The organism is Shigella dysenteriae, assembly GCF_022354085.1.
Lineage (GTDB): Bacteria > Pseudomonadota > Gammaproteobacteria > Enterobacterales > Enterobacteriaceae > Escherichia > Escherichia coli.
The window spans coordinates 3,780,735-3,796,089 of record NZ_CP055055.1; the positions used below are offsets into that span (position 1 = coordinate 3,780,735).

Sequence of the window (15,355 nt, forward strand, 5' to 3'; positions counted from 1 at the left end):
TAAGATGCATAACTTAGATTCGCAAGATATCTTCTGGTCATTCAAAAACAATTTGCGATATAGATATTCTCATACTATGAGATAGTTATCTGGACCACTCTCAACCATACAAGATTAAATCAGTGAAACATAATCATATTTAATAACGAGAAATGCATTTTTAAATGTCTTAATCAGAATTATAGCAAATACAGATTAATCACAATTTTTCCCAGCAAAATTACAAAATCATGGTGTATTGACATCATCAATAACCGATGAAATTATGCAATTATATACGGATAGGGAGGTTCTTAACATGGGGCTTTGTAGTCGTTATAAAAGTCTTACATGCAATAGTTGCTCAATGCATTGCCAAATAATGCCAGAAGAGTCACCGCGTTTGCAGTATTGCGCAAACTCGTGTTTTTGTATGTGGCCCGAAGAAAGTTCATATTTTAATCGTGGTGTGGTAGAAGGTATCTTAACAAAAAACCACAATGCGAGATTAAGCGGATATATTTTTGTCGATTTTTCAGTAAGTTTTTTACGTCTATTCCTTGAAAAAGACTGGATTGACTATCTTGCAAGTACTGACATGGGGATTGTTTTAGTCAGCGACCGCAATATGCAATCGTTAGCTAATTACTGGCGAAAACACAACTCTGCAATATCTGCTGTCATATATAATGATGATGGTCTTGATGTTGCCAATGAAAAGATCAGACAACTATTTATTGGTCGTTATTTATCATTTACCAGAGGTAACACATTAACTCAGATGGAATTCACCATAATGGGGTATATGGTTTCTGGTTATAATCCATATCAGATTGCTGAAGTTCTGGATATGGATATCCGTAGCATCTACGCGTACAAGCAACGAATCGAAAAGAGAATGGGTGGTAAAATAAACGAATTATTTATTCGTTCACATTCGGTCCAACATTGATACTCAAAAATCTGCCAGAATCATACTCTGTTTATACGGGCATTTATTGAAATGCCCGTATTTTATAAATAGGCCGTCCCCTCAAGAGTAAACATCATAGTATTTAAAACCATCACACGAAAAATTCAGAAGCATTACGTAATATAAATTTACAAACAATAGTGGCATAAATGTTAACCATGTTAATTTACATAAAGTTTTACGTTGCAACATTAAAGCCTCATTTCAATCATCATGATAAATATAAAATTAATATATATTTATGCCGTAAATACCAATATACTTAGCAAACTATGTGATTTCCATTTCGATTGATTTAGTGTTTATTGACGTATGTACTGGATTATTAACGATAATATCGAGTTCTGGCCTGAGCACCGAAAATTAATATCGGTACATAACGCCGATCTTAACGTCGTTCTGACAACGCCAGCCAGTCGTTGTTTATCACTTCTACTTGAAGCTTTTCCTGATGTGGTTGCACAACAAGATTTTTTCACCAGAGTCTGGGAAGAAGAAGGTATGCGTGTGCCTACTAACACGTTATATCAGAACATATCCATTATCAGACGCGGATTTCGCGCTGTTGGTGATACTACCCACTCGCTTATTGCAACCGTGCCGAGAAGAGGATTCAAGATCCATAATGACATTAACATACAAAATCATGTAATAAACTCGTCAACAGACGCACATACACACAATGCCCCACCTGACATAGAAGTTAATGCGGGATACAAAGAGAGCATTGGTGGCGCAAAGAATTTCAATAACAAAATCCTCAAACATATAAAAAGTTATCTAATTATGTTGAGCGCATTTGTCATAGGCGCATATTCTGCATATTGGCTATGGAATAATAATCAACCGAAGCCATTTTTCAAGGATTACAAGACTGTTGCGGAAATTAATGGCTGCCATTTTAATGTAACAGAAGATACAATTGATGGGTTGAAAGAGTTCGATAAATATAAAACACGGATACTGGATTCGGGGATTAACTGTAAAAAATATCCGTGGTTATACTTCCCTCTTGCAAAATCCTCACCGGGGATGATTGTTATGGCATGCAATAAAAACTATAACCAACATGAAGTGGCAGGCTGTTTAACCCTGTCTTACCGTGAGGTTAATCGTGATTAATTATAAAAAAAACTTATTATTTATTTTAGTTTTTATCAGTGGGTTTATTCTCTTCACAGTCTATTCTTACACTGCAGAAAAAATGATATATAACGAAACATGCACTGCAAATTGGGTGATTTTTAATGACCAGGGGCGAGCAAATCTTACTATCGACTTTATGTATAACCAAAAAAATAAAACAGGAACTGTTGCGTTGAGTGGGACCTGGCAACAAGGTAACAGAGAAAGTAAATCAATACGGCGAAATATTGAATACACATGGGTTGAAAACTATGACACAGCCCATTTAACTTCAAAAAAAGTTAATAAGTTTGAGATTATGGATCAAGTCGATGATGATAGACTTGCTGAACTTATTCCTGATTTTTATGTCTTTCCAGAAAAAAGTGTAAGCTATAATATACTAAAGCAAGGTAAACATGCTTTTATTTTGAGTATTGGTAACAGAGCAATAATGCATTGTGCAAGGTAAACTAAAATAGATAACAAAAAGATGGAACCTCGTTAATCATAAAATAATAAAATTAAATATGCTTGCAGTATATGCCAGTATAAAGCATCAAAGTTTTGATCAACATCTTTCATTTTAGACATCACCTTGCAATGTAAAATATCATGTATCAACAACATCTGGTGCATATCCATGAGTCGAACTCAACATTCATCTTAGCTCGATTATTATTCCTTCGTACAGTCGATGTAAACAATACAGAAAGAGGATTATTAAGAACCAGTTTACTCAGTGAATCAATAGAGGAAAGGATTAACGTTTCTTTAAAAGAATTAATTTCATCATCTGTTAAACTAAACTCATCATTGACAGATCGTGAGATATAACTGTTTTTAACTTTACTCTTTACGTTGACTTTACTGACAGAATTAACATTCACATATCTTGAATTTAATGCCCATGATGTTGTTTGCGTGAGAACCTTCTCAGCATTAAGGAATTTTTTTAACGGAATCCTTGGTTTCTTTTTCGAGTCCGAATTAACTATATCATGCATATAGACCATTTCATGAATCTGCGAAAACTCAATGTCCATTATATACCTCACATTTTTACCGTGACTCGATGTTACTGTTCAATAATCACCTTCCATCAATACTAAAATTAATACCCCAAATGTGCCGATAACAAATATAGTCATTCTACGTAACGTCTCCATAAGGTGATAACCTTGATCAAATGAATTTTGAATATAATAAAGGAAATCTTTTGAGATGTTTATCACGAATAACGCTATTTATGTTACCAATATCATTTCGAGTGCGCACACTATCCATCTGTTTTTTAAGGATATAAAAAACAACATGTAAGTTATGTAAATTGCCGATGCTACTAAGTAACATTATGGTAAAAAAAGTAAAAATGAGCGATTTTTGATAGAATGAAGCAAGAGAAAAGGTGATATTTGACATTATCAGAAGCTGCGAATTCGGATTTTGCTCTAATCAAATGAGAGAAATGTAAAATGAAGCCACGAAATATTAATAATAGCCTACCACTGCAACCATTAGTTCCTGATCAGGAGAACAAAAATAAGAAAAATGAAGAGAAATTCGTTAATTCAATTAAAATTACCATGGGGTCTGGTTTAAATTATATTGAACAAGAATCTCTTGAAGGAAAATACCTAACACATGATTTGTCAATAAAGATAGCGGATATTTCTGAAGAGATGATTCAGCAAGCAATATTATCTGCTATGTGCATATATAAATTACCGATAACAGATGATTTAATGAGTATGGCTACAAATGAACTCATAAAACTGACCAAAATAGAGAATAATTTAGACCTGAATAAATTCGCTACTATATGCACAGACGTTCTATCCCCCCTCGTCACCAGACATAATAAACAAAAAAGTCAAAACGACATTCTACCCTTCGCAAAAATTCCCTTTTTAATTTTCATTGAAAAAATGGAAATTGATAATATGAATCCAGGTCATGCACATTAAGGCATTTTGAAATGTCATAATTAAGACAACTAATAAGGTGAATATTAGTAAAACAGCTGATGATGTTATTGATTTGTAGTGGAAAGTATTTTGACTAATAATGAAGAAATATACTCATAAGCAATGCAAGCTTAAAATTCATAATTTAAAAAGATAAATATAAAAATATCAATAAGTCAATCAATAATAATTTAGCATCACGAGACACATCACAGAGGAATATTATGGACACAGAAACAATTGAAATATTCAATAATAGTGATGAATGGGCAAATCAACTAAAACACGCATTATCGAAAGGAGAAAATCTGGCATTACTACATGGTTTGACTCCTGATATCCTTGATAGAATATATGCATATGCATTCGACTACCATGAAAAGGGTAATGTAACGGACGCAGAAATTTATTATAAATTATTGTGCATTTATGCGTTCGAAAATCATGAATATCTAAAAGGTTTTGCATCAGTATGTCAGTCAAAAAAGAAATATCAACAAGCATATGACCTTTACAAACTAAGTTACAATTACTCCCCATATGATGACTATTCAGTTATTTATCGTATGGGTCAATGTCAAATTGGCGCAAAAAATATCGATAACGCAATGCAATGTTTCTTTCATATTATTAACAATTGTGAGGATGATAGTGTTAAGAGTAAAGCGCAGGCATATGTCGAACTCTTAACCGATAATTCATAAGATAATGATTAAGCATTACAATCATTTGGTTAAAATTGCTGGTTATAGTGCAGTTAACCACTATAACCAGTACCTCTTATCTTTTCTTAAACCAACATCTTAAAAAAGTTAAGAGCACACTATAAATCATTATTTTTCAATGCGTTAGAGAACAACCTATTTTATCAAAATTGAATAAGGCTATTTCAGATTACATCACTGAATTCCTAAGATAAATTAGTGAACACAACCATAGATATGTCGAATGTAATTTCCTGTAGCGTTAATGACACATAAATATGAATAGCCATAATTTCTATTGCTTATGCAGGATGCAAGAAACCAATTTTTTCATAGAGGTTAACTAATGGACTTAGAAAATAAATTCTCATATCATTTTCTTGAGGGATTAACGCTCACGGAAGATGGAATTCTTACTCAAGGAAATGAGCAAGTTTATATTCCACCGAAAGAGTTAGGTGTATTAATAGTATTACTTGAATCCGCTGGTCATGTTGTACTGAAAGATATGATCATCGAATCAGTATGGAAAAATATTATTGTTAGTGACGAGTCTCTGACAAGATGTATCTATTCTTTGCGCTGCATTTTTGAAAAAATTGGCTATGATCGCTGCATAGAAACAATCTACCGGAAAGGTTATCGTTTCAGCGGGCAGGTTTTCAAAACTAAAATTAATGAAGATAATACTTCAGACTATTCCATAGCTATATTCCCTTTCACCACTTCATTGAATACACTGGATCCATTAATACTTAATCAGGAATTAGTACAAATCATTTCAAATAAAAAAATCGATGGTCTCTATACCTATCCGATGGCTGCGACAAATTTTTGTAATGACCACATATCTCAAAATTCATTCTTGAGCAGATTCAAGCCAGATTATTTCGTTACAGGAAGAATAAACCAGAATAATGCAGTGAACACTTTATACATTGAGTTGATCGACGCTAAAAACCTTTTCCTCATCGCCAGTAATCATCTCCCTGTTGATGAACTACATAATACATCACAATTTATTATAGCTAATATCCTTCAAACGGTACATAAACCAGAACGATCTGTAAGATTAGCTAAGCAGGACCAAGGATATAAGAATCATTATTTATCAGATGAAATGTTAGCCGGAAAGAAAGAACTTTACGAGTTCACCCCTGAAAGCATTTACAGGGCCATGACTATATTTGATGGATTACAAAATAAAAGTGATATACAGACGCTAAAAACAGAATGTTATTGCCTTCTAGCGGAATGCCATATGTCTTTGGCACTTCATGGAAAAAGTGAACTTGAACTTGCTGCTCAAAAAGCATTAGAGCTTTTAGATTATGTATCAGACATAACCAATGTCGATGGAAAAATTTTAGCTATTATGGGACTGATAACTGGTCTGTCTGGACAAGCAAAAGTATCTCATATCTTATTTGAACAGGCTAAGATACACTCAACTGATATAGCCTCTCTCTACTACTATAGGGCACTTGTCAACTTTCATAATGAAAAAATTGAAGAGGCAAGGATTTGTATAGACAAATCACTACAACTCGAACCCAGAAGACGAAAAGCAGTTGTGATAAAAGAATGTGTAGATATGTATGTGCCTAACCCGCTCAAAAACAACATGAAACTCTACTATAAAGAAACTGAGAGTGAAAGCCATCGAGTTATAATTGACAACATTTTGAAACTAAAGCAGTTGACGAGAATTTGTATGCGATAAATTTTTATTGACGCAAGTTCATTGTTTAAATGTATGCAACTTGTTATTTAAACAACAGAGATAAAAACATCTAAGATATTTACCTTATTGCAAGATATTTAAAATACTCTAGATTGAAAAGTATGATGTTATGACCATTGGTCTGGACAATTAAAAAAGGGAGCTTTATGACTAATCCAATCGGTATGAATAATCTTTCTCAAAGTTTAAATATAGCGACAGCAACGGGTGATGAAGTCGTTTCATTAGATAAACACATCAACACCAGTGCTACTGATACAGATCAAATACAAGCATTTATAGTTTCAACATGGATGGCGTCTTTTCAAAATGATATGTATTCGGAAGATAATCCTATCTCACCTTACTATAAAATTGAATGGTAGACAATTGACCAAATAAATCATTAGCGAGATACTATTATAATAGTATCTCGTTCCTTTCATTCAATCCTCACACATAAAAATATATGCGCTCACCAAAAGTTAAATTCTTAACCATCTTCACACTTTCTATATTAATTACAAAAATGTCTTTCGCCAGCAGCGCTTGCTTTAATGAAGCAGGAACAATGTTCAGAATCGAACCAAATTTGATTAAAGCTATCGCTCTTGTTGAAAGCAATCTAAAAAAGGATAGCATAGGCAAGAATAGAGATAAGAATAACAATATAAGGAGTTTAGATTATGGGTTAATGCAGATAAACCAGATGCACATTCCCATGTTAAAAAAACGTGGAATAATACAAGATGAACGAGATTTGTTAGATAACCCCTGTCTGAACATTAAAATAGGAACCGAGATTTTATATAACCATTTTTCACGTTGTGGAGTAACGTGGCAATGCCTGGGGACTTATAATGCGGGTTTTGCAATGGATAACAAAAAAAAGAGACTGCAATATGCCAAAAAAATATACATTGTATATACCAGGCTTAATGAACTAGACAATCGTAAGGCTTTAGCAAAATGAGCCTAAAGCCTCTTTTTTTATATAGTGCAAACACCCATACGTAAAGCTGTTTTGATCAACTCGATACCACTGTGAACATCTAATTTCTTCATGATATTGAGTCTATGAGTTTCGACTGTTTTCCTGCTTAACTGCAAGAAATTAGCGATTTCTTTGTTTGTTTTACCATCAGCTATGAGTTGTAATATTTCTGACTCACGATTTGTAAGTTGATTATCAGAGGAATACCTGGAAGATATTTTTTCACAATCCATATGTACACTATCAAAATAAGTGTAGCCATTACTAATCGAATCAATAGCGCGATTTAGTTTCGCCGGGTGACTGGTTTTCCATACGCATCCTTTCGCACCTGCTTCAAGCAATTTTATTGAATCAATATACGGCATCTTTGCTACAAATGTAATAATATGAGCATCTATTTTATGCGATTTAACCCATTTTACGAGTTCGGACCCCATCATTCCACCTGCAAATTCTCCTAAAATAAATATTTGGGCTGCAGATTTGTTACACTCCGCTATAGCTTTCTTCAGATCTTTATAGCCCCCAACAACCTCATATAAATCAGGATAATGTCCGAGGAATCCAATTATCCCATCAATCATAAACGGCTGCTGATCTGAAACTACAATTTTAATTTTTCCCATATATTCATCCTGAGTGTAAATGCTTTAACGCATTCATTTATAATCATCCCTTCCATTATTATTATAAGCAAAATCCAAAGAATACATTGATGAAATAATAATGAAATATAATTAAAAATAAAATTTTTGCGTGAAAAAAATAACACGGGCATTGAAAAATCATGAGATGATTAAAATATTAGAATTAGATTATATTCAAATCATTAAACCTGAGCCAGTGAGCTATAAGTCCTCAGGGCTTGCCAAAACAGAATTATTCATATCCAAAGAATGTGTTTCACACATTTTTTCAACTAAATAATGTCTGGCTTGTTCGCAGATTTCGTTAACCTTGTCAGGGGAGAAACAATGATTATTAATTAAATATTGCTCACAATTATCCACAAATTCCTGCGGACTAAATTCAGCAATAAACTGATCGGTAAAAAACACAAAACGCTTATCATCATGAAATGTAATATGGACATTCCATATTGATTTGTCGACAAAATATGACTCTACTTCAAGATACTTATCTTTGAAACTGGTAGGTATATAGAGATTTACAGGACCTGATATTGACGGTAATTTTTTTATCCAACTTTCAAAAATTTTGATAAAAACATCAACTTCCTCTGAAGATTTTAACAATATACTCTTCAGATCGTTTATCATGTTTATTCTTTTTTTTTCTAGTTCTGAGCTCAACAAGCTTATCAAGGGTATAAAATTATCCATCACATCAATAATGCCTTTTGTATAGCCATCATAATAACCTTGAATAAATTTTTCTTCTCTCTTTACCTCAATGCTCTGAATTTTTTCGGTGGTTTCAAGAAGGATATTTTCTTTAAGAGAAACTATTTCTTTCAATCCATCAGAAATTTTTCTTTTAATCACAACACCATTTGCAGGAGATTTTATCAAGCTCATCTCTATTTTTTTTCGCATAAAATGTAATTCTCTCTAAAAGAGTTGACGCAAGTGGTAACGGCAATTGTATGTGGTCAACAAAATCAGGAAATAATAAATTAAATCGTTGCTGCATTGCCAATGGTTGTTGCCTTATATAGGGTAACAACGTTGAAAAACCACATGTGATGATATTGTGATAGTTAGCGATGCCGGGTTTGTATCGTGCCTTTTCATTTATTTCCACCGGTATAGCTGATAAATAATCCCTTAGCACAGCAGGAACCTTATAAAAAAATCCGCGTTCTGCAAACCTTTCTCGATAAAAGTGACAACCACTGAGTAAACAGATCAATGGAAATAAATTCCAATTGTTTATGTAGTAAATAAGTGAACTATTCAGATTAAAATGTTCAACTGAAAGATTGTACTGCAGAAGAATCATTTCATTGGTAATAGATCTAAGCACCGGATTGTTAATAGGTGTATTATTCAAGCTTACTCGTTGAGGATGAATATAACTAATTGGATCATATATAATCTTTCTTAGGGCAAGATTCATAACGCTCTCATATGTCTACTTAATTTTCAACCTGACTAAATTAGTTAGAATGGCCCTATACTTCCATAACAGCCAGCAAGTCGCTACGGATATTAATGCAAGTAAGATAGAAACCGGCATAGCCTTATCATAAGCAAAAACAGGTTCGCTAATTTCATATGTTGGTGCTTGCTCAATAATGTCTCTTCGTTTTGACAATACTACAGAAATATTTTCATATTGTACGCTTGCAAAACTATTAACAATAAATCTCTTGATGTCATTTATTTTTATTTCTGGATTGATATCTTTTTCATATACTGCAAGTACAGAAATATGAATTGGTAAAGCAGTTTTACCACTATCGCCAGTATCAACATCGTAACTAACATGTACTCTCGAAGAAACAATGCCATCCATAATTTTGAGAGATTGCTCTAACCGCTGCTCTATAGCAGAATATAGCCTTGCTTTTTCCGCTCGTGGAGATGAAACGAGTGCATCTGCAGGGAACATCTGCGATATTTGAATATCAGGCTTACCCGGGAGATTGTAGATTTTTAGCCAATCCACCGCAGAAGCAAAATCCGTTGGTTCGACAAATATTGAAAATCCAGTTTTGCCTTGATCCTTCTTTTCAGCATTAATATTATGTCTTTGTAAAACAGCAAGGACATCATTAGCTTGCTGTTGATCAAGATGGTTCAGTAATTCCTGCTGCTTGCAGCCGCACAACAGCAGGATAAACAATAATAATGATATATATTTCATGAGCGGGTCAACGTCTCAACTGCAGCGACAATCTTTCTTGCTAATGTTCCCACCAATGAAACCTCGACATTATAATTAAGCACATGATCCTGCAAGACTAATAATTTTTCAGGAGTTAACCCTTTTTTATCAGACCTTAATGCTTGTAACGCATTTTGCTGCCAATTTTCAGTTTGTACAGCATAGTTGGCAAAAGCGGAGATCATTTTATCATCCGGGTTGTCAAGATTGAGAACCCGGTCATTTAAATCAATCACTTTCGCTTGCTGTATTTCATGAGCAGTTGATTGCTCAACTCTATCAATAGGTGGCATATTGCTTACTGACATAATAAAATCCTTATCCAGTTTAGCGGAAGTTTTGTATGATTGCCGAATCAAGATCTTTATACGCTTTTACAACGTTAGATTGCGCATTTCGATACAATGTATACTCAGCTAATGCACTTTGATATTCGGCAAGGAATTTCGGGTCGGAGGGATTGGTTGCTAAATCCTCCAACGCTTTTTCAACTTGCTGGTTCAGATCATCAACGCCCTGATCAAATTGTTTGCTGATATCCATAATATAACCATTCCAATCTGCCATAAGTCCTCCCAATTATTCCTGAAACGTCCACTTGCTACCTTGAGACTTCTCGAATCGGTTATCTCCATAGCTAAATGAACTATTATTTGTATCCTGATTTTTCAAATTCACATTAAATCTTACATATTGTTTACCCCATTGTTTATAATATTCGTCAACATAGTTATTTATTTTGTTTAATTCACTGTCGCTTAACGTACCAATGATATTGAAGTACACATTGTTAGCTGTTTTATATTTTTCATAAGAAAGACCTATTGCAGACAATGTTTCAATAGCCTGACTTTCCAATACATTATCATCTAATACCGCAATACTTATATTGCTGGCATATGGCATAGTTTGTAGTAACCCTTTAATAAGATTGTCGATTAGTTGCTGTGTGATAGCGTTCCGTTGCTTACTCACTGTCAATCTTGGATTACTGGCATCTAATAGTTGAAGTTTAAAATATTGTAAATCAGGGAAATTATCAGCAAGCCATGAAAAAATTCGTATCGATTCATCATCAGGATTTATCACCCGTACTGGCTTTCCTGGTTGATTTTTTTCCAGTGCTTGCTTGACCCAGACTGCTTCATCCAAACTATTGGTATTAATATAGATGACATGATCTCTACCATATAATATTTCATAATTCCTGTTTTTGTTTACAAGAATTTTATCGATATGTCTCAGCTGCGGATCATTACTGGCATTAACAATATAAAAAGCAATGAAAATGATAGCAAAAAGAAAAAAAAGCATTACATACTTAAACAGCTTACTGCTAAAGAAACGTTGTTCTGTAGAGATAATGTTATTTTCAATAATGCCTGGCAATGAATACTGCCAAACTTCATTTTTTACTTTTACAGCAAATTTGAGACCTAAAACTTCTATTTGCTGATTCAATGTTAACGTTCTATCTTCAGGTTCTTGTGCTGTTAATTCTCTGATTGTTACAACCAGATCAGGGTCGGTAGTAATTATTATCTCAAAACTACCTGTAAGCTCGCCATAAGGAACGACTATTGTATTTTCTGGTAACTCAGAAAAAGCATCACTTTTTCCTAACGAAACATCATTACCAATGATAACAAGTAGACGTCCATTAAGTATTTCATACTCGCATCCATTCAATGGTCCGCTCAACAAACGAATGGCATAAGATTCCAATAAGTCTTGTGATAAGAATTTATCATTATTTTCCATGAATACCACCCGCTAATTCCATAAGCTCTAGTTTAGAGTAGTGTAACAAGACGGAAATTTCATGACCAAATTATGATGACACAGAGTAAAAAAATTATAATTTCGAGGACTATTTTAAATGCCTCTATGCATAACTTTATTTACAATTTAAGGTATAAACCCTATTCCCTCAATGTTAAGCAAATATAACAATTACTCTTATTTTAACTTTTACACGTAATATTTACCCTAAATGATTTTAGAGTACAGGTTGGCATATGCAAGTCTTTTCCAGTGATGTCTACTTCACTGTAGGCACTAATGCATTATTAGCATCCCAAAAAGAATATTACAGCGATTTAGTTGCGTTGGTTGATCTTGGGCATTCGTTCGTTGTTATTGATGAGCATCAACATCGAAATCTCAAACCAAATACAGAACCTGTAAACATCCTTTTAAGCAACAATTTCATCAGGATCAATAAGAATATTACATTATCTGATTTAACGCATTTCCTGATTTCGAATCTTCATACACAAAATGTGTATTCCACACAAGAACCACTTACCCATGATGAGATAGATATCCTGCGGTTATGTGTTTCTTACTCGTTAAAACAAATAGCCATTATTAAAGGAATTGATTATAAAACAGTATCATATCACAAAATAAGAGCCCTAAATAAACTTAACATAAAAGGTACTGTTGAGTTGTTTATAGCACTCTGTGAATGGGATAAACATTATTTTAAACTCCAATCTTGCGTAAGAGAAAGTTGATATGTCATTAGTAGGATATAATAGTAAAATCATAATAACCATCGCGCTGATATCGTTGCTCTCTGCATGCACCAGAGAAAATTCATTAAAGGAGAATCAAAATAAAAGAAGTGGCGAATCCCAAGCGATAGTAGATGCAAGACAGTTCTTTAGCGAACACCCGGAATATATATCTTCAGCAGAACTGGAGCAAAAGCTATATCGCGAATTTGCACTGGTTACTACAGTTCCAGCTTATAAAGAGATGAGTATGTATCAATTGCTTCTCATTTCGCAAGATCGTTTAACTCATTAAATAATGAATCTACACGCTTTTTGCGTGTAGATTATTTTTAAATATCTGACTACGATAAAAATTAATTTATTCAATTATTATCTTTATTCTCGATTTCTGTGTCTTCACCCTCAATGAATTTATCTTCTGAAGAGAACTGTTCATCTGGAACAGGTTGTCCGGCATTCTCCACATCTTCAAGCCACAGCAGAAGACGTAATATTTCATCTATATTTTCGAAGCTCACATAATCGTAGCGACGATGGGTAGCATAAATTTTTCGTGCTAATTTTTTATCTGTAATAATTGGTATCCCGATTTCCTTTGCATATTTCCTTACGGCTAATGCTACCTCATTAGTTTCTCTTACAGAAATCAATGGAATAGGTGAAAGATGTGGCTTAAAGTATATCCCTATTGCAATGTGAGTAGGGTTGGCAATCATCAAACGACTATTACTGACATCAGACTTCAATTGCTCAGAAAGAATTTCCTGATGGCGCTCTCTGCGTTTAGACTTAATTTCTGGATTTCCTTCTTGTTCCTTGTATTCTCTTTTAACTTCTTGTTTATCCATTTTCATATCTTTCATAAATAAAAAATATTCAGCGATAAAATCAAAAATTAAGACAATTATCATACTGCCGAGACAATACAGTATGAGAAGGAATAGCATCTCTCCCCAATCTGATAATAAAGATATGATATCTCCATCAAGAGTTTTAAAAAGCAGTGATTTATGATTACTCCAAAATACTTTGATCGCCAATGCAAAAAAAATAATATAAAGAATTGCTTTAACAAATTCTTTTACGGTTTTTAAGCCAAATATACGCTTTAAGCCATTTACTGGATTCAATGAATCAAACTTAAATTTAACAGCTTCAGTTGCTAATTGCATTTTACTTTGAAACCAGGAGACAAGTATTGTTGTGAACATGCAAACCAGCAAAAAAGGAATGATCGTTTTCAACCAACCAATCCCCATAGCTTTAAAATAGTCCCAAATATCTGGTTTAGCGTTATGATCAAGGATGTATTCAAGAATCGACATAATGTGATGCACATCAAAAACATATCCGAGATATAAAGTACCCACAAGCATTATTACAGAGACGGTTAAGTCTCTACTTTTTAGAATTTGCCCTTTTTTAGAAGCATCCTGGAGTTTCTTTTGTGTTGGCTTTTCAGTTTTATTGGCCATGAAACACTCTATTTCTCAATGTATAGTTGCAATTGTTCTGGGAAAAAGGATAACGGCATTACTCGTTCAGCCAGTATTGGGCCAAAATAAATAATTAATATTAAAAATGCCAGCGCACTTTTGACAGTCAGTGAAATGGCAAAAGCATTTAGTTGTGAAGCATAACGTGCCAGCAATCCCAGGACAGCCTCACCGCCCAGCATAACGGCAATCACGGGGCTTGCGTAAACGATAGTATGAGTCATTATGTTATTAATATATGAGAATAAAGGCTCTAATTTAGGAAAATTAAAATTACCTGAAGGCCATAAATTATAACTTTGCCAAAGAGTTTCCAGAATAAAGTTCATTCCACCGTTAGTAAGATAAACCGCAGCAGAGAAAAGGTTAAATAATCTTGCTAATTCCGAGGTATCGACACCTGTAGCCGGATCCAAAGTACTACTTAATGTTGCACCGCGTTGGTTATCGATAAAGCTACCTATAGCAAGGAAAATCCAAAACGGGGATGCTAATAAGCATGCAATAAACAGCCCTATGATAATTTCTCTGGCAGCGAACAAAGCAATATCGATTTCATTTAAGTTCGATAATTCATAGTGGTAATGCTGAACTAATGCACATGATACCACTATTATTATTGGATGACGGACTACTGTTGGTATATTCCCACTGGCGAAAAATGGTAACAAATAGAAAGTGGGTGCCAATCGGCAAAAACCGAGCGCTGTAGCAGCCAGCAGACTATGCAACTGATAGAGTATCGCCTCACCCATGCTATCCTCTCGCGAATGCTAAATTCAGCATTTCAATACCAAAAGAATATAATTTTTCGCCATACCATCCGCTCATTAAAAAAAAGCAAATACTTACACATAATAATTTCACGCCAAATGGCAACGTCTGTTCTTGCAACTGTGTTACCGTTTGAAAAAGCCCTACTAATAAACCAACAAATGTCGCAACTGCGATAGGTCCTGCAGACATAACTAAAATCAGATACAGCGCCCTATTCCCTGCAAAAACAATATCGTCCATAT

At 33.9% G+C, this 15,355-nt stretch carries 22 protein-coding genes; 10 read left to right on the forward strand and 12 right to left on the reverse strand.

Annotated elements, in window-relative coordinates:
- Nucleotides 1-298: 298 nt before the first annotated feature.
- The 3 genes from HUZ68_RS18050 to yqeJ all read left to right on the forward strand — a co-directional run bounded on the left by HUZ68_RS18050 (nucleotide 299) and on the right by yqeJ (nucleotide 2,549).
- A complete protein-coding gene (locus HUZ68_RS18050) occupies nucleotides 299-931 on the forward strand; it encodes a helix-turn-helix transcriptional regulator (protein WP_001305805.1) in 633 nt (210 codons plus the stop codon).
- A 333-nt stretch (nucleotides 932-1,264) separates the two neighbouring features.
- Nucleotides 1,265-2,074 (forward strand): winged helix-turn-helix domain-containing protein, encoded by an 810-nt coding sequence (locus HUZ68_RS18055; RefSeq protein ID WP_001613725.1) that lies wholly within the window; start codon nucleotides 1,265-1,267, stop codon nucleotides 2,072-2,074.
- Complete coding sequence (gene yqeJ / locus HUZ68_RS18060; protein WP_001613726.1) at nucleotides 2,067-2,549, forward strand: protein YqeJ; 483 nt, start codon at nucleotides 2,067-2,069, stop codon at nucleotides 2,547-2,549. The genes HUZ68_RS18055 and yqeJ overlap by 8 nt, the downstream gene beginning before the upstream one ends.
- A 32-nt stretch (nucleotides 2,550-2,581) precedes the next feature.
- Here yqeJ and HUZ68_RS18065 read toward each other — a convergent pair whose 3' ends face one another.
- Entirely contained in the window at nucleotides 2,582-2,662 is an 81-nt protein-coding gene (locus HUZ68_RS18065) for a hypothetical protein (protein ID WP_072132081.1), read from the reverse strand.
- Between the two features lie 35 nt (nucleotides 2,663-2,697).
- Complete coding sequence (gene yqeK, locus HUZ68_RS18070) at nucleotides 2,698-3,123, reverse strand: protein YqeK (protein ID WP_000350601.1); 426 nt, start codon at nucleotides 3,121-3,123, stop codon at nucleotides 2,698-2,700.
- Nucleotides 3,124-3,552: 429 nt separating this feature from the next.
- Here yqeK and HUZ68_RS18075 point away from each other — a divergent pair, with 429 nt between their 5' ends.
- The 5 genes from HUZ68_RS18075 to HUZ68_RS18095 all read left to right on the forward strand — a co-directional run bounded on the left by HUZ68_RS18075 (nucleotide 3,553) and on the right by HUZ68_RS18095 (nucleotide 7,444).
- Nucleotides 3,553-4,044: a hypothetical protein gene (locus HUZ68_RS18075; protein ID WP_239593951.1), complete on the forward strand. Its 492-nt coding sequence runs from the start codon at nucleotides 3,553-3,555 to the stop codon at nucleotides 4,042-4,044.
- A 224-nt stretch (nucleotides 4,045-4,268) separates the two neighbouring features.
- Nucleotides 4,269-4,748, forward strand: coding sequence for a tetratricopeptide repeat protein (locus tag HUZ68_RS18080; RefSeq protein ID WP_000379287.1), 480 nt, complete (start codon nucleotides 4,269-4,271; stop codon nucleotides 4,746-4,748).
- Between the two features lie 346 nt (nucleotides 4,749-5,094).
- Entirely contained in the window at nucleotides 5,095-6,471 is a 1,377-nt protein-coding gene (ygeH, locus tag HUZ68_RS18085; RefSeq protein ID WP_021577880.1) for a HilA family transcriptional regulator YgeH, read from the forward strand.
- Between the two features lie 167 nt (nucleotides 6,472-6,638).
- Entirely contained in the window at nucleotides 6,639-6,857 is a 219-nt protein-coding gene (locus HUZ68_RS18090) for a hypothetical protein (RefSeq protein ID WP_021577881.1), read from the forward strand.
- Nucleotides 6,858-6,940: 83 nt separating this feature from the next.
- A complete protein-coding gene (locus HUZ68_RS18095) occupies nucleotides 6,941-7,444 on the forward strand; it encodes a lytic transglycosylase domain-containing protein (RefSeq protein WP_001307982.1) in 504 nt (167 codons plus the stop codon).
- A 17-nt stretch (nucleotides 7,445-7,461) separates the two neighbouring features.
- Here HUZ68_RS18095 and HUZ68_RS18100 read toward each other — a convergent pair whose 3' ends face one another.
- The 7 genes from HUZ68_RS18100 to HUZ68_RS18130 form a co-directional block, all read right to left on the reverse strand.
- A complete protein-coding gene (locus HUZ68_RS18100; protein WP_000516285.1) occupies nucleotides 7,462-8,094 on the reverse strand; it encodes a LuxR C-terminal-related transcriptional regulator in 633 nt (210 codons plus the stop codon).
- A gap of 222 nt (nucleotides 8,095-8,316) precedes the next feature.
- Complete coding sequence (locus tag HUZ68_RS18105; protein ID WP_001613730.1) at nucleotides 8,317-9,024, reverse strand: hypothetical protein; 708 nt, start codon at nucleotides 9,022-9,024, stop codon at nucleotides 8,317-8,319.
- Complete coding sequence (locus tag HUZ68_RS18110; protein WP_021557163.1) at nucleotides 8,966-9,547, reverse strand: type III secretion apparatus protein OrgA/MxiK; 582 nt, start codon at nucleotides 9,545-9,547, stop codon at nucleotides 8,966-8,968. The genes HUZ68_RS18105 and HUZ68_RS18110 overlap by 59 nt, the downstream gene beginning before the upstream one ends.
- Nucleotides 9,548-9,562: 15 nt before the next feature.
- Nucleotides 9,563-10,297: an EscJ/YscJ/HrcJ family type III secretion inner membrane ring protein gene (locus HUZ68_RS18115; RefSeq protein ID WP_001613732.1), complete on the reverse strand. Its 735-nt coding sequence runs from the start codon at nucleotides 10,295-10,297 to the stop codon at nucleotides 9,563-9,565.
- Nucleotides 10,294-10,626: a type III secretion system inner rod subunit SctI gene (gene sctI, locus HUZ68_RS18120; protein ID WP_000116721.1), complete on the reverse strand. Its 333-nt coding sequence runs from the start codon at nucleotides 10,624-10,626 to the stop codon at nucleotides 10,294-10,296. The genes HUZ68_RS18115 and sctI overlap by 4 nt, the downstream gene beginning before the upstream one ends.
- A gap of 19 nt (nucleotides 10,627-10,645) precedes the next feature.
- Nucleotides 10,646-10,885, reverse strand: a complete 240-nt coding sequence (locus tag HUZ68_RS18125) for a type III secretion system needle complex protein (protein ID WP_000796272.1) — start codon at nucleotides 10,883-10,885, stop codon at nucleotides 10,646-10,648.
- Between the two features lie 12 nt (nucleotides 10,886-10,897).
- Nucleotides 10,898-12,079 carry a PrgH/EprH family type III secretion apparatus protein gene (locus HUZ68_RS18130; RefSeq protein ID WP_129468675.1) on the reverse strand — a complete coding sequence of 394 codons (1,182 nt, stop codon included), beginning with the start codon at nucleotides 12,077-12,079 and terminating at the stop codon, nucleotides 10,898-10,900.
- Between the two features lie 257 nt (nucleotides 12,080-12,336).
- On the opposite strand from HUZ68_RS18130, the gene HUZ68_RS18135 reads away from it, so the two are divergent.
- Both HUZ68_RS18135 and HUZ68_RS18140 read left to right on the forward strand, forming a co-directional pair.
- Entirely contained in the window at nucleotides 12,337-12,837 is a 501-nt protein-coding gene (locus tag HUZ68_RS18135) for a helix-turn-helix transcriptional regulator (RefSeq protein WP_001195850.1), read from the forward strand.
- Between the two features lies 1 nt (nucleotide 12,838).
- Nucleotides 12,839-13,132 (forward strand): hypothetical protein, encoded by a 294-nt coding sequence (locus tag HUZ68_RS18140; RefSeq protein WP_000060549.1) that lies wholly within the window; start codon nucleotides 12,839-12,841, stop codon nucleotides 13,130-13,132.
- A 70-nt stretch (nucleotides 13,133-13,202) separates the two neighbouring features.
- Here HUZ68_RS18140 and HUZ68_RS18145 read toward each other — a convergent pair whose 3' ends face one another.
- Genes HUZ68_RS18145 through HUZ68_RS18155 form a run of 3 tightly spaced genes read right to left on the reverse strand, consistent with a single transcriptional unit; the run spans nucleotide 13,203 to nucleotide 15,353 of the window.
- Nucleotides 13,203-14,315, reverse strand: coding sequence for an EscU/YscU/HrcU family type III secretion system export apparatus switch protein (locus HUZ68_RS18145; RefSeq protein ID WP_001284726.1), 1,113 nt, complete (start codon nucleotides 14,313-14,315; stop codon nucleotides 13,203-13,205).
- Between the two features lie 8 nt (nucleotides 14,316-14,323).
- Nucleotides 14,324-15,091: a type III secretion system export apparatus subunit SctT gene (sctT, locus tag HUZ68_RS18150; protein ID WP_000503295.1), complete on the reverse strand. Its 768-nt coding sequence runs from the start codon at nucleotides 15,089-15,091 to the stop codon at nucleotides 14,324-14,326.
- 1 nt (nucleotide 15,092) lies between these two features.
- On the reverse strand, nucleotides 15,093-15,353 hold the full coding sequence (locus HUZ68_RS18155; RefSeq protein WP_000341004.1) for an EscS/YscS/HrcS family type III secretion system export apparatus protein: 261 nt from the start codon (nucleotides 15,351-15,353) through the stop codon (nucleotides 15,093-15,095).
- Nucleotides 15,354-15,355 lie beyond the last annotated feature (2 nt).